This is a genomic window from Pseudomonas sp. YL2, assembly GCF_023063025.1.
Classification (GTDB): Bacteria; Pseudomonadota; Gammaproteobacteria; order Pseudomonadales; family Pseudomonadaceae; genus Aquipseudomonas; species Aquipseudomonas putida_A.
The window spans coordinates 418,113-431,519 of record NZ_JAJSLU010000001.1 but is presented as its reverse complement, the minus strand read 5'-3'; the positions used below and the strand labels follow the sequence as shown (position 1 = coordinate 431,519).

The following is a 13,407-nucleotide window of genomic DNA, read 5'->3' as shown; positions in this document are numbered from 1 at the left end:
CCGTTGGCCAGTATTATCTAGCGCCGGAGGGCCCGCCCCCGCGAGCGGGCCCCCCCCCACGGGTGACCGCGGCCGCCTGTGGGGGCGAGCCTGCTCGCGAAGAGGCCCTTCAAACACTACAAATTTCTGCCCCTGATCCGCTTGTTCAGAAACTCGAAATACTCCTCGCGCATTTCCAGCGTCTCGTTCGCCAGATGATGCCGCGCCTCCGGCAGCAGCAGAATCTGCGGCCGGTCGAACTTCCACTTCAGCACCTGCAAGTTGTGCTGCCAGTCCACGGTCATATCCGCCTGCCCCTGAATGATCAGCGGCCGTCGCGGACTTTTTTTCGCGTGTTCCACACGGATGATCCAGCGCGACAGCGCACCGACCCACGCGGTCGGCAAGCGTTTGGGCTGTAACGGATCAGCCTGCAGGAACGGCAGGAAATCCGGGTCGTTGGAGTTCTCGCTGAAGCGCCGGGCGATGCCCCGCACGAAAGGCCTCAGCAGGTAATAACTGAGCTGCGACCAGCCCCAGGCGCGCGGACGCACCAGCGGCGCCAGCAGAATCAACTGACCCTGCGCCGGACTGTTCTCGCCATGATTGAGCACGTGGTCGACGACGATCGCGCCGCCAGTGCTTTGCCCGCACAGGTGCCAGGGCTGCGGCAGGGCAATCGAACTGGCTTCAGCGAACAACGCCTGCAAGGCGTCCTGGTATTCGGAGAAGTCGCGAATGCTCGCCCGCGGCCCACTCGACAAACCATGACCCGGCAAGTCGCAGGCGATGACGGCAAAATCCTGATCCAGCGCCCACTCGATCACATGCCGATACAGCCCGGTGTGATCGTAAAAACCGTGCAGCAGAAACAGCGTGCCCTTGACCTTCTCTGGCCACCAGCAATGGCTGACCAGTTCATAGCCATCGACTTCGAAGCGGCCCATGCCGCGCCAGACATCGCGCTCGGGAAAGTCGGTTTTATAAAACCGCTGATACGCCTTCGCTTCGTCCGACAACGGCTGCCACTGGGCCAAAGGCTTGAGGCTGGCGCGTAAATGATCGGCATCGAAAGTGTCAGGCATGCGGGTATTCCAAAGCGGTAAACAGACTTTATCGGCCTGCGATATTCATCTGTTGCGGCAAGCATGGCAAGCTAGCCCCCCTTCGAGGATCGAAAAACCATGCGCTCGCCCTACCGCACCGCACTGTTTGCCAGCCTGCTCGCGCTTGTGTGTGCCGGGGTGCTGTGGGCGGCGTACGACTGGTTTCAGGGGCGCTATCTGCGCGCGTTCAGTCAGCACACCGCGGTGTTTTCCGGTGATCCGTTGCGCCTGCCGGATGAACTGGCCGGCCCCGGCAAAATCCGTCTCGTGCACTTCTGGGACCCGGCCTGCCCGTGCAACGTCGGCAATCAACAGCACCTGACGGAAATGGTCGAACAGTTCGGTCCGCGCGGTGTGGAGTTCTTTGCGGTGCAGCGTGGCGGCAGCCACGGCCAGTTGCCCGCCACCCTGAGCAATCTGAAAACCATCGCGGTGTTGCCCGGTTCCGAGCAGGTACCGGCCAGCCCCGCCGTGGCGATCTGGGACCGCAGCGGCAAACTGGCGTACTTCGGGCCGTACAGCGAAGGGCTGACCTGCAACTCCAGCAACAGTTTTATCGAACCGATCCTCAATGCCCTGACCGAAGATCGCCCGGTCAACGCCACGCACACCCTGGCGGTCGGGTGTTATTGCCCGTGGCCGGTGCTGGCGCAGTAAGGCATTCCGGACTTTTCGAGGACAGCGATGCACGGCACGGAAGGTCTGTGCTAATTGTTTGCAGCCCGACGGGCGGCAATCCCCGCATGCACAAGGAGTCACCATGAAACGCGTCTTCACCGTTCTTGCCTTGCTCATCGTTGTCCTGCTCGCCGGAGTCGGCGGGTACGTCTATAGCAAGCAACCGACGCGTCAGGGCCAGGTGGAGCTGCGCAATCTGCAGGGTTCGGTGACCGTGCGTTACGACGAACGCGGGGTGCCGCATATTCGTGCCGAGAACGAAATCGATCTGTATCGCGCCCTCGGCTACGTGCATGCCCAGGACCGACTGTTCCAGATGGAAGCCATGCGCCGCCTCGCGCGCGGCGAACTGGCCGAAGTGCTCGGGCCGAAGCTGCTCGACACCGACAAACTGTTCCGCAGCCTGCGCATCCGTGAGCGCGCTGCCAGCTATGTCGCCAGTCTCGATAAGCAGTCCCCGGCGTGGAAGGCCCTGCAAGCCTATCTGGACGGCATCAACCAATATCAGGACAGCCACGCCGCGCCGATCGAGTTCGACGTGCTGGGCATCCCCAAGCGGCCGTTCACCGCCGAAGACAGCATCAGCGTCGCCGGTTACATGGCCTACAGCTTTGCCGCCGCGTTTCGCACCGAGCCACTGCTGACCTACGTGCGCGATCAACTCGGCGCTGATTACCTGAATGTCTTCGACCTCGACTGGCAGCCCAAAGGCGTGCTCGCCAAAGGTCACGCCAACAAGACTCCGACCCTCGCCGCCGGTGACTGGAAAGACCTCAACGCCCTCGCCCGCCTCAGCGAGCAGGCGCTGATTGAAAACGGCCTGCCGCAATTCGAAGGCAGCAACGCCTGGGTGATTGCCGGCAGCCGTAGCCAGAGCGGCAAACCGCTGTTGGCCGGTGATCCGCATATTCGTTTCTCGGTGCCGTCGGTGTGGTACGAGGCGCAACTGTCGGCACCGGGCTTTGAGCTCTACGGCCATCATCAGGCGCTGGTGCCGTTCGCATTCCTGGGGCACAACCTGGATTTCGGCTGGAGCCTGACCATGTTCCAGAACGACGATCTGGATCTGATCGCCGAGAAGGTCAACCCGGACAACCCGAATCAGGTCTGGTACCACGGCCAGTGGACCGATCTGCTCAGCACCCAGCAGCAGATCGCGGTGAAGGGCCAGGCGCCGGTGACGCTGACCTTGCGCCAGTCGCCCCATGGCCCGATCGTCAACGACGCCCTCGGCACTGCCGCCGGTAAAACGCCGATCGCCATGTGGTGGGCGTTCCTCGAAACGCCGAATCCGATCCTCGAAGGCTTCTACCAGCTCAACCGCGCCGACACCCTGGCCAAGGCCCGCGCCGCCGCGACCAAGGTGCAGGCACCGGGGCTGAACATCGTCTACGCCAACGCCAAGGGTGACATCGCCTGGTGGGCCTCGGCGCTGTTGCCGAAACGCCCGGTCGGGGTAAAGCCGGAGTTCATTCTCGACGGCAGCAGCAATCAGGCGGACAAGGACGGCTACTACCCGTTCAGCGCCAACCCGCAGGAAGAAAACCCGGCGCGCGGCTACATCGTCTCGGCCAACTTCCAGCCGCTGTCGCCGACCGGAATGGAAATCCCCGGTTACTACAACCTCGCCGATCGCGGCCAGCAGCTCAACCGCCAGCTCAGCGACAAGAACCTGAAGTGGAGCAACGAGGCCAACCAGAAGCTGCAACTGGGCACCACCACCGCCTACGGCCCGCGCACCCTGGCGCCGTTGCTGCCGGTGTTGCGTGAAGTGGTGAGTGATCCGGCGCAACTGAAACTGGTCGAGCAACTGGCGCAGTGGCAAGGCGACTATCCGCTGGATTCGGTCAACGCCACAGTGTTCAACCAGTTCCTCTACGATCTCGCCGATGCGGCGATGCGTGATGAGCTGGGCAACGATTTCTTCGAAACGCTGTTGTCGACCCGGGTGATCGACGCGGCCCTGCCGCGCCTGGCGGCGAACGCGGACTCACCGTGGTGGGACAACCGCAACACGCCGAACAAGGAAACCCGCGCCGACATCGTCAAAGCGGCGTGGCAGGCGAGCATGGCGCACCTGAAACAGACCCTCGGCGACAATCCGTCCGACTGGCAATGGGGCCCGGCGCACACCCTGACCCACGGTCATCCGTTGGGTCAGCAGAAGCCGCTGGATCGCATCTTCAACGTCGGGCCGTTCGCCGCGCCGGGTAGCCACGAAGTGCCGAACAACCTCTCGGCCAAGCTCGGCCCGGCGCCGTGGCCGGTGACTTACGGGCCTTCGACGCGGCGGCTGGTCGACTTCGCCGACCCGGCGCACAGCCTGACCATCAACCCGGTCGGCCAGAGCGGTGTGCCGTTCGACAGCCACTATGACGATCAGGCTGAAGAGTACGTCGAGGGGATGTATGTGCAGGCGCATTTCAGCGAGGAAGAGGTGACGGCCAATACGCGCAGTACCTTGAAGCTGTTGCCGGCGCGGGCTGCCCAATAGTTCTCGGTTAGCCGGACGGGCCCTATCGCGAGCAGGCTCACTCCTACAGGGGAACGCATTCCAATTGTAGGAGTGAGCCTGCTCGCGATGGGGCCCGCCAACTCAACACATCTCTCAGAGCATCAACGCAAAATTCAGCCGAAACTGCTGCGGCGTCACCCCCAACCGCCGATTGAACACACTGCGCATGTGCTGCGCATCGCGAAACCCGCATTGATAGGCCACGGTCTTCAGCGGTGCCGTGGTGCTTTCCAGCAGCACCCGCGCCGCATCCACTCGCGCACTTTCGACGAACTCTGCCGGTGTGACCCTGGCCTCGCGGGCGAACACCCGGGAGAAGTTGCGCGCACTCATGTTCGCCGCGTTCGCAAGATCGGCAATCGTCAAATCCCCGGTGAGGTTGGCCAGCACATACAACTGCACCATCGCCACCGCCGACGTCGGCTCCGCATGCGGCGTGAGGAACGGACTGAACTGCGATTGCCCGCCCGAGCGCTGAGTGAACACCACCAGCCGCTTGGCCACGCTCAGCGCCACTTCAGCGCCGCAATCACGGGCCAGCAGGTACAGCGACAGATCGATCCCGGCGGTGACCCCGGCCGAGGTGTAGAGCGCACCGTCCTCGACGTACAGGCGATCGGCCTCGACTTGAGTCGATGGACACAACTGTGCCAAGGCTTCGGCATCGTTCCAGTGGGTGGTCACGGTGCGCCCGTCGAGCAACCCCGCCCGCGCCAGCATGAACGCGCCGTTGCAGATCGAGCCAAAGCGCCGCGCACGCGCGCAGGCCTCGCGCAGCCAGGTGTCGAATGGCTTGCCGAAATCCATGAACGGCAACTGCGGGCCGCCAGCGACGAGCAACAAGTCATAAGCATCCTGCGCTTCGCTGAAGTACCGATGGGCGCTGAGATTCAAACCGTTGGAACAAGCCATCGGCCCGCGTTCGAGGCCGATCACCTCCAGTTGATAGTGATCATCAGGCGGCAAAAAACGATTGGCCTCGGCGAACACATCCATCGGCCCGCTGACATCCAGCGCCTGCACGCCGGGAAATATCACGATGGCGATGGTTTTGTTCATAAGCCTCCAATGTCCTCAATGCCCTGGCAAACACAAATCCCTGTGGGAGCGGGCTTGCTCGCGAAAGGGCCCTTACATTCAACTTATCTGTTGAATGACACACCGCTTTCGCGAGCAAGCCCGCTCCCACATGGGCCGTGCCTGCCTTGTTGATTGAGCCAACCCTAGCCAATCCAGGTTCAACAAGCGAGGTTGGCACGATTTGCAGGTCGATTGGCAAGGATCGCAGCCATGCGTTGATTGTCCGTTTAGTGCCTCGGGGAACAGACTTCGTCCATCAGCGCCACGACGGCGTTTTCGATGAGGATACCTTCATGAGCACGACCATTGCCGGCATCAAGATCCCCGACAGCGCCCTCGCCCGGGCCACCACCGAATACATTCGCGACATCGAAACCGACTTGCTCTACCACCACTCGCGCCGGGTATTTCTGTTCGGTGCGTTGAGCGGCGAGCGCCAACAACTGACCTACAACCCGGAGCTGCTGTATGTCGGCGCGATGTTCCACGACCTTGGTCTGGTCGAGGGCTATCGCAGTGCCGACGAGCGTTTCGAAGTGGATGGCGCCAACGCGGCAGCGGCGTTTCTCAAGCCGTACGGTCTGAGCGATGACGACATCGAACAGGTCTGGCTGTCGATTGCCCTGCACACCACGCCGGGCGTGCCCAAACATCTGCGGCCGACCGTCGCGCTGGTCACCGCCGGGGTCGAGATGGACGTGTTGGGCATGGATTACGCGGCGTTCAGCAGCACCCAGCGCGAAGCCGTGGTGCATGCGCATCCACGCGGGGAAGGTTTCAAGGAGTGCATCATCTGCGCGTTTGCCGACGGCTTGCGCCACCGTCCGCAGACCACGTTCGGCAACGTGAAGACCGATGTGCTGGTGGATCAGGAGCCGGGGTTCAAGCCGATGAACTTTGTTGAGGTCATCCGCCAATCTCCCTGGGCTGCCTAATACCCAATGTGGGAGCGGGCTTGCTCGCGAATGCGGTGGGTCAGCCAACATTTCAGTCGACTGACACGCCCTCTTCGCGAGCAAGCACGCTCCCACAGTGGATTTGGGTTGGCCTTGATAAAGGGGCCAACCCGAGTTTGCTTTAAGCCGCTTCCGGTGCAGGCGCGCGGCGCACGTCCGGTTGCTTCCACGAATCGGCGGCGCCTTCTTCGATGGCTTGCTGGATGGCTTTCTTGCGCGCTTCTTCGGCACGGCGGCTGAAGAACCACACCAGGAACGTCACGATCGACACCGCCAGCAGAATCAGACTGGCCACGGCGTTGATCTCAGGCTTCACGCCCAGACGCACCGCCGAGAACACTTCCATCGGCAGCGTGGTCGAACCCGGGCCGGAAACGAAGCTCGCCAGTACCAGATCGTCCAGCGACAGAGCGAACGACATCATGCCGCCGGCTGCCAGCGACGGTGCGATCATCGGGATGGTGATCAGGAAGAACACCTTCCACGGCCGCGCACCGAGGTCCATCGCCGCCTCTTCAATCGACAGGTCCAGCTCACGCAGACGCGCCGACACCACCACCGCCACATACGCCGCACAGAACGTCGTGTGGGCGATCCAGATGGTGACGATGCCACGTTCCTGCGGCCAGCCGATCATCTGCGCCATGGCTACGAACAGCAGCAACAGCGACAGACCGGTGATCACTTCCGGCATCACCAACGGCGCCGTCACCAGGCCACCGAACAGCGTGCGGCCCTTGAAGTGGGTGATGCGGGTCAGCACGAACGCTGCCAGCGTACCTAGCGCCACCGCCGCAACCGCGGTATAGCAGGCGATTTCCAGGGAGCGCACCACCGAGCCCATCAGTTGGGTATTGTCGAGCAGGCCGACGTACCACTTGATCGACCAGCCGCCCCACACCGTCACCAGTTTCGAGGCGTTGAACGAGTAGATCACCAGGATCAGCATCGGCAGGTAGATGAACAACAGACCCAGTACCAGCATCAGGCTGGAGAAACGGATGCGTTTCATTCTTTGCCCTCCATTTCCTTGGCCTGACTGCGGTTGAACAGGATGATCGGCACAATCAGGATCGCCAGCATCACCACCGCCAGGGCGGACGCCACCGGCCAGTCACGGTTGTTGAAGAACTCTTGCCAGAGCACTTTACCGATCATCAGGGTTTCCGGGCCGCCAAGCAGTTCCGGGATCACGAACTCGCCGACCACCGGGATGAACACCAGCATGCAGCCGGCGATGATCCCGTTCTTGGACAGCGGAATGGTGATTTTCCAAAAGCTGTTGAAGGTGCTCGAACCGAGGTCGGAAGCGGCTTCCAGCAGGCTCTGATCGTGCTTCACCAGGTTGGCGTACAGCGGCAGGATCATGAACGGCAGGTACGAATAAACCACGCCGATATAGACCGCCAGGTTGGTGTTGAGGATCTGCAGCGGCTCGTCGATAAAGCCCATGCTCATCAGGAAACCGTTGAGCAGGCCGTTGTTGCTGAGGATGCCCATCCACGCATACACACGGATCAGGATCGCAGTCCAGGTCGGCATCATGATCAGCAACACCAGTACCGTCTGCAGCTCTTTGCGCGCACTGGCGATGGCGTAGGCCATCGGGTAGCCGATCAGCAGGCACAGCAGCGTGCTGAAGAACGCCATCTTCAGCGAGCCGAGGTAGGCGGCGATGTACAACTCGTCGTCGCCCAGCATCGCGTAGTTGCCCAGGTTCAGCAGCAGTTGCAGCTTCTGCTCGGCGAAGGTGTAGATCTCGGTGTACGGCGGGATGGCCACGTCGGCTTCAGCGAAGCTGATCTTCAGGACGATGAAGAACGGCAGCATGAAGAACAGGAACAGCCAGATGAACGGAACCCCGATGACCAGTTGCCGGCCATTGGGAATTATTCGGTTGAGCCGTCGTTTGAACTTGCGCATGTTCATGAGCGAAGTACCACGCCGCTGTCGTCTTCCCACCACACGTAAACCTGATCGCCCCAGGTCGGACGCTGGCCGCGACGTTCGGCGTTGGCGACGAACGACTGCACCAGCTTGCCGCTCGGCAATTCGACGTAGAACACCGAGTGCCCGCCGAGGTAGGCGATGTCATGCACCTTGCCGCTCGACCAGTTGTATTCGCAGGTCGGCATTTCGGCGGTGACCAGCAGCTTCTCCGGACGAATTGCGTAGGTCACGGATTTGTCCTGCACCGAAGTGCTGATGCCGTGGCCGACGTAGATCTGCCGGTCGAGGTCTTTGCAAGTGATGGTCGCGTGGCCTTCGGCGTCGTCGATCACTTCGCCTTCGAAGATGTTCACGTTGCCGATGAATTCACAGACCAGACGGCTGGTCGGGGTTTCGTAGATGTCGATCGGGCTGCCGATCTGGGCGATCCAGCCCAGGTGCATGATCGCGATGCGCTCGGCCATGGTCATGGCTTCTTCCTGGTCGTGGGTCACCATCACGCAGGTCACGCCCACGCGCTCGATGATTTCCACCAGCTCCAGCTGCATCTGCGAACGCAGTTTCTTGTCCAGTGCGCCCATCGGCTCGTCGAGCAGCAGCAGTTTCGGCCGCTTGGCCAGCGAGCGCGCCAGTGCTACACGCTGACGCTGACCGCCGGACAGTTGATGCGGCTTGCGCTTGGCGTACTGGCTCATCTGCACCAGCTTGAGCATCTCGGCCACGCGCGCATCAATCTCGGCGTTGGGAATCTTGTCCTGCTTGAGGCCGAAGGCGATGTTCTGCGCCACAGTCATGTGCGGGAACAACGCGTACGACTGGAACATCATGTTGATCGGTCGCTCATACGGCGGCATGTCGGTGATGTCGACGCCGTCGAGGAAAATGCGCCCCTCCGTGGGCCGTTCGAACCCTGCCAGCATCCGCAGCAGCGTGGATTTGCCCGATCCCGAACCGCCGAGCAGGGCGAAGATCTCGCCTTTCTTGATTTCCAGGGACACATCGTCCACGGCAATCGTCTCGTCGAACTTCTTCGTGACCCGGTCGATTTTGACCAACACCTGCTTAGGTGTCTGGTCGCCCTCGAGGGCTTTCTTATAGGCGCCGGAGGCAACTGCCATTTACGAAACTCCCAGAAAAAAACAGTGCAGTTCGCCCCATGCGGACGAACCCAGGATAGTTTGTGCCTTACTTGCCCGACTTGACCTTGGTCCAGCTACGGGTCATCAAACGCTGAATATTGGGTGGCAACTCGACCGACACGTAGGTCTTGTCGAGGACTGCTTGCGGTGGATAAACCGCTTCGTCGGTGCGGATGGACTGTTCCATCAGCTTGTCCGACCCCGGGTTGGGGTTGGCGTAACCGACGTAATCACTGACCTGGGCGATCACCTCAGGTTTCAGCAAATAGTTGATGAAGGCGTGGGCCTCTTTGACGTTGGACGAATCCTTCGGAATCGCCAGCATGTCGAACCACAATGCGCCACCCTCTTTCGGAATCGAGTAGGCGATGTTCACGCCCTTCTTGGCTTCTTCGGCACGGTGCTTGGCCTGGAAGATATCGCCGGAGAAACCGATGGCCACGCAGATGTCGCCGTTGGCCAGATCACCGATGTATTTCGACGAGTGGAAGTAGGTCACGTAAGGACGCACGGCCAGCAGTTTGTCGGTGGCCTTGGCGTAGTCCTTCGGATTGGTGCTGTTGGCGTTCAGCCCCATGTAGTTGAGCACGGTCGGCATCATTTCATCGGCCGAGTCGAGGAACGCGACGCCACAGCTGTGCAGCTTCTTGATGTTCTCCGGCTCGAACAGCACGCTCCAGGAGTCGATCTTGTCGATGCCGAGCACCGCTTTGACTTTCTCGACGTTGTAGCCGATGCCGTTGGTGCCCCACAGGTACGGCACGGCGTACTGGTTGCCCGGGTCGTTCTGTTCCAGGCGTTTGAGCAGCACCGGATCGAGATTCGAATAATTCGGCAACTGCGACCTGTCGAGCTTCTGGAACGCGCCCGCCTTGATCTGCTTGCCGAGGAAATGGTTCGACGGCACGACCACGTCGTAACCGGTACGCCCGGCCAGAAGCTTGCCTTCCAGGGTCTCGTTGGAATCGAACACGTCGTACACCGGTTTGATCCCGGTGGCTTTCTCGAAGTCGGCCAGGGTGGTCTCGCCGATGTAATCCGACCAGTTATAAATATGCACCGTACCGGCGGCCTGGGCTCCGACAGCGATCGTCAGGCCGGCAGTGGCCAGCAGGGCTTTGCGCAAAGAAGAAAAAATAGGCAAGTGGAGGTCCTCTAAATTAGTTGGGCCCAAGTTGCCCCGCGTTACATGACAGCCATGGCTGCCCGGCAACCAAACCGGCGCGCAACTTACCCTCGAAAAACCGTTCCTGCAAAACTTCCTGTCATTTAATTGATCCGCTGGCCGCCGTCGCGGCGACGACGGCCAGCGGTTGCTGCGTCAAACCGGCTTATTTACCGGATTTGATCTTGGTCCAGCTGCGGGTCAGTTCACGCTGGGTAGCGGCCGGCAAATCGGCGATCGCATACAGCTTGGCCTGCACGTCGGCTGGCGGGTAGATGCCTGGATCGGCGGTGATGTCCTTGTTCACGTACTGGGTCGCTTCGGCGTTACCGTTAGGGAAGCGCACAGCGTTGGTGATCTCGGCCATCACTTTCGGTTGCAGCAGGTAGTTCATGAACTTGTAGGCGCCGTCGATGTTTTCCGCATCTTTCGGAATCGCGACCATGTCATAGAAGCTGCCGGCACCTTCCTTCGGAATGGCGTAGCTGACCTTGACCTTGTCACCGGCCTCGGCGGCACGGGACTTGGCCTGCTGCACGTCACCCGAGTAGCCGACCGCTACGCAGATGTTGCCGTTGGCCAGGTCCGAGATGTACTTGGAGGAGTGGAAGTAGGTGATCGAAGGACGAATCTTGAGGAACAGTTCCTCGGCTTTCTTGATGTCTTCTTTCTTCTGGCTGTCGGTTGGCAGGCCCAGGTAGTGCAGCGCGACCGGGAGCATTTCGGTCGGCGAGTCGAGGAAGCTCACACCGCAGCTCTTGAGCTTGGCGATGTTCTCCGGCTTGAGCAGAGTGTCCCAGGAATCGATGGTGTCGACGCCCAGTGCAGCCTTGACCTTCTCCGGGTTGTAGCCGATGCCGATCGAGCCCCACATGTACGGGAAGGCGTGCTTGTTGTCCGGGTCGCTGACCGAAACGGCCTTGAGCAGCGACTTGTTCAGGTTGCCGTAGTTGGACAGCTTGGACTTGTCCAGCTCCTGATAAACGCCCGCCTTGATCTGCTTGGCCAGGAAGTTGTTCGACGGCACAACCACGTCGTAACCGGACTTGCCCGCCAGCAGCTTGGCTTCCAGGGTTTCGTTGCTGTCGAATACGTCGTAGACCACCTTGATCCCCGACTCTTTTTCGAAGTTGGCGATGGTGTCCGGAGCGATGTAGTCAGACCAGTTGTAAACGTGCAGTACCTTGTCGTCCGCGTGAACCGCACCCGCCATCATGCCCGCGACGGACAGCGCGAGAAGAGTCTTGCCAGCAAGCTTTTTACCTAATGCCTTCATGCGTCATGCTCCAAATTTTTCTTTTTTGAACCACTTTGTTCAGCGGCCGAACCCGGACAACTGGAACCGCGGCTAGTCTGGCAAGATCGGAGGCGGTCTTTCAAGAAAAGGCCAACCTTTCTGACACCTTCGAGCGAGAGCGCCGCAGCTCCCCCGCTCGAAGCCTAGCACTTAGGCCTGCAACGCACTGAGGGTCAGGTCCAGGCATTTACGTGCCTTGGTCACCAGCTCATCGATTTCTGCCTTGCTGATCACCAGCGGCGGCGCAATGATCATGGTGTCGCCCACGGCGCGCATGATCAGGCCGTTATCGAAGCAGAACTGCCGGCAGATCATGCCCACGCCCCGACCTTCGTAACGCTTGCGAGTGGCCTTGTCCTGCACCAGCTCGATCGCCCCCAGCAGACCGACGCCGCGCACTTCGCCCACCAACGGGTGGTCGTTGAGTTCGCGCAGACGTTTCTGCAAATACGGTGCCGTTTCGTTATGCGCGTTCTCGATAATTTTCTCGTCGCGCAGAATCCGGATGTTTTCCAGACCCACCGCCGCCGCCACCGGGTGCCCGGAGTAGGTGAAGCCGTGGTTGAAATCGCCGCCTTCGTTGAGCACCTTCACCACTTCGTCACGCACGATCAGGCCACCCATCGGGATGTAGCCGGAGGTCAGGCCTTTGGCGATGGTCATCATGTCGGGTTTCAGATCGTAGAAATCCGAACCGAACCATTGGCCGGTACGACCGAAACCACAGATCACTTCGTCGGCGACGAACAGAATGTCGTACTTGGCGAGGATTTCCTTGATGCGCGGCCAGTAAGTCTCTGGCGGAATGATCACGCCGCCAGCGCCCTGAATCGGCTCGGCAATGAACGCTCCGACGTTGTCCACGCCGACTTCGAGAATCTTCTCTTCCAGCTGATTGGCCGCCCAGATGCCGAACTCTTCCGGCGACATGTCGCCGCCCTCGGCGAACCAGTACGGCTGCGCGATATGGACGATGCCCGGAATCGGCAAGTCGCCCTGCTCGTGCATATAGGTCATGCCACCCAGGCTAGCGCCGGCCACGGTGGAACCGTGATAACCGTTCTTGCGGCTGATGATGACTTTCTTGTTCGGCTGGCCCTTGATCGCCCAGTAGTGGCGAACCATGCGCAGCATGGTGTCGTTGCCTTCGGAGCCGGAACCGGTGAAGAACACGTGGTTCATGCCTTGCGGCGCCACGTCGGCGATGGCCTTGGCCAGTTCCAGTGCCGGCGGGTGCGCAGTCTGGAAGAACAGGTTGTAGTAAGGCAGTTCGCGCATCTGCTTCGCGGCGGCGTCAGCAAGCTCATCGCGGCCATAACCGATCGCCACGCACCACAGACCCGCCATGCCATCGAGGATCTTGTTGCCCTCGCTGTCCCACAGGTACACGCCCTTGGCGTTGGTGATGATCCGTGGACCCTTCTCTTTCAGCTGCTTGAAATCGCTGAACGGGGCCAGGTGGTGATCGCTGCTCAGGGCTTGCCACTCACGGGTTTGCGGGTTGTTGCTGGTCATGCCAATTCTCCTTGTTATCGGTGAAGG

11 protein-coding genes are annotated in these 13,407 nt (G+C 60.9%); 3 read left to right on the top strand and 8 right to left on the bottom strand.

All coding sequences use genetic code 11. The features are described from left to right. Nucleotides 1-116 precede the first annotated feature (116 nt). Nucleotides 117-1,064, bottom strand: a complete 948-nt coding sequence (locus LVD08_RS01955; protein ID WP_097088902.1) for an alpha/beta hydrolase — start codon at nt 1,062-1,064, stop codon at nt 117-119. A 99-nt stretch (nt 1,065-1,163) separates the two neighbouring features. Between LVD08_RS01955 and LVD08_RS01950 the strand changes: the two genes are divergently transcribed. After that, nucleotides 1,164-1,742 carry a DUF6436 domain-containing protein gene (locus LVD08_RS01950; protein WP_247267257.1) on the top strand — a complete coding sequence of 193 codons (579 nt, stop codon included), beginning with the start codon at nt 1,164-1,166 and terminating at the stop codon, nt 1,740-1,742. A 103-nt stretch (nt 1,743-1,845) separates the two neighbouring features. Next, nucleotides 1,846-4,257, top strand: coding sequence for a penicillin acylase family protein (locus LVD08_RS01945; RefSeq protein ID WP_247267256.1), 2,412 nt, complete (start codon nt 1,846-1,848; stop codon nt 4,255-4,257). A 114-nt stretch (nt 4,258-4,371) separates the two neighbouring features. Here LVD08_RS01945 and LVD08_RS01940 read toward each other — a convergent pair whose 3' ends face one another. Then, the gene (locus LVD08_RS01940) at nt 4,372-5,337 is read right to left on the bottom strand and encodes a GlxA family transcriptional regulator (RefSeq protein ID WP_247267255.1); all 966 of its coding nucleotides are present in this window, start codon (nt 5,335-5,337) and stop codon (nt 4,372-4,374) included. A 314-nt stretch (nt 5,338-5,651) separates the two neighbouring features. Between LVD08_RS01940 and LVD08_RS01935 the strand changes: the two genes are divergently transcribed. Beyond that, complete coding sequence (locus LVD08_RS01935) at nt 5,652-6,293, top strand: HD domain-containing protein (protein WP_247267254.1); 642 nt, start codon at nt 5,652-5,654, stop codon at nt 6,291-6,293. Between the two features lie 142 nt (nt 6,294-6,435). On the opposite strand, the gene LVD08_RS01930 is transcribed toward LVD08_RS01935, so the two are convergent. The 6 genes from LVD08_RS01930 to LVD08_RS01905 all read right to left on the bottom strand — a co-directional run bounded on the left by LVD08_RS01930 (nt 6,436) and on the right by LVD08_RS01905 (nt 13,380). After that, nucleotides 6,436-7,326, bottom strand: coding sequence for an ABC transporter permease subunit (locus LVD08_RS01930; RefSeq protein ID WP_007968003.1), 891 nt, complete (start codon nt 7,324-7,326; stop codon nt 6,436-6,438). Beyond that, on the bottom strand, nt 7,323-8,204 hold the full coding sequence (locus LVD08_RS01925; protein ID WP_171061891.1) for an ABC transporter permease subunit: 882 nt from the start codon (nt 8,202-8,204) through the stop codon (nt 7,323-7,325). The genes LVD08_RS01930 and LVD08_RS01925 overlap by 4 nt, the downstream gene beginning before the upstream one ends. Before the next feature lie 35 nt (nt 8,205-8,239). Then, a complete protein-coding gene (locus tag LVD08_RS01920) occupies nt 8,240-9,382 on the bottom strand; it encodes an ABC transporter ATP-binding protein (protein WP_003229245.1) in 1,143 nt (380 codons plus the stop codon). A 67-nt stretch (nt 9,383-9,449) separates the two neighbouring features. Then, nucleotides 9,450-10,547 carry a polyamine ABC transporter substrate-binding protein gene (locus LVD08_RS01915; RefSeq protein WP_047596655.1) on the bottom strand — a complete coding sequence of 366 codons (1,098 nt, stop codon included), beginning with the start codon at nt 10,545-10,547 and terminating at the stop codon, nt 9,450-9,452. 187 nt (nt 10,548-10,734) lie between these two features. After that, nucleotides 10,735-11,844, bottom strand: a complete 1,110-nt coding sequence (locus LVD08_RS01910) for a polyamine ABC transporter substrate-binding protein (RefSeq protein WP_027610515.1) — start codon at nt 11,842-11,844, stop codon at nt 10,735-10,737. 171 nt (nt 11,845-12,015) lie between these two features. Beyond that, nucleotides 12,016-13,380, bottom strand: coding sequence for an aspartate aminotransferase family protein (locus LVD08_RS01905; RefSeq protein WP_027610514.1), 1,365 nt, complete (start codon nt 13,378-13,380; stop codon nt 12,016-12,018). Nucleotides 13,381-13,407: the final 27 nt, after the last annotated feature.

Bases quoted from the DNA above. Each gene is read 5' to 3' on its own strand.
- LVD08_RS01955 (WP_097088902.1), bottom strand. From the start codon at position 1,064: ATGCCTGACACTTTCGATGCCGATCATTTACGCGCCAGCCTCAAGCCT.
- LVD08_RS01950 (WP_247267257.1), top strand. From the start codon at position 1,164: ATGCGCTCGCCCTACCGCACCGCACTGTTTGCCAGCCTGCTCGCGCTT.
- LVD08_RS01945 (WP_247267256.1), top strand. From the start codon at position 1,846: ATGAAACGCGTCTTCACCGTTCTTGCCTTGCTCATCGTTGTCCTGCTC.
- LVD08_RS01940 (WP_247267255.1), bottom strand. From the start codon at position 5,337: ATGAACAAAACCATCGCCATCGTGATATTTCCCGGCGTGCAGGCGCTG.
- LVD08_RS01935 (WP_247267254.1), top strand. From the start codon at position 5,652: ATGAGCACGACCATTGCCGGCATCAAGATCCCCGACAGCGCCCTCGCC.
- LVD08_RS01930 (WP_007968003.1), bottom strand. From the start codon at position 7,326: ATGAAACGCATCCGTTTCTCCAGCCTGATGCTGGTACTGGGTCTGTTG.
- LVD08_RS01920 (WP_003229245.1), bottom strand. From the start codon at position 9,382: ATGGCAGTTGCCTCCGGCGCCTATAAGAAAGCCCTCGAGGGCGACCAG.
- LVD08_RS01910 (WP_027610515.1), bottom strand. From the start codon at position 11,844: ATGAAGGCATTAGGTAAAAAGCTTGCTGGCAAGACTCTTCTCGCGCTG.
- LVD08_RS01905 (WP_027610514.1), bottom strand. From the start codon at position 13,380: ATGACCAGCAACAACCCGCAAACCCGTGAGTGGCAAGCCCTGAGCAGC.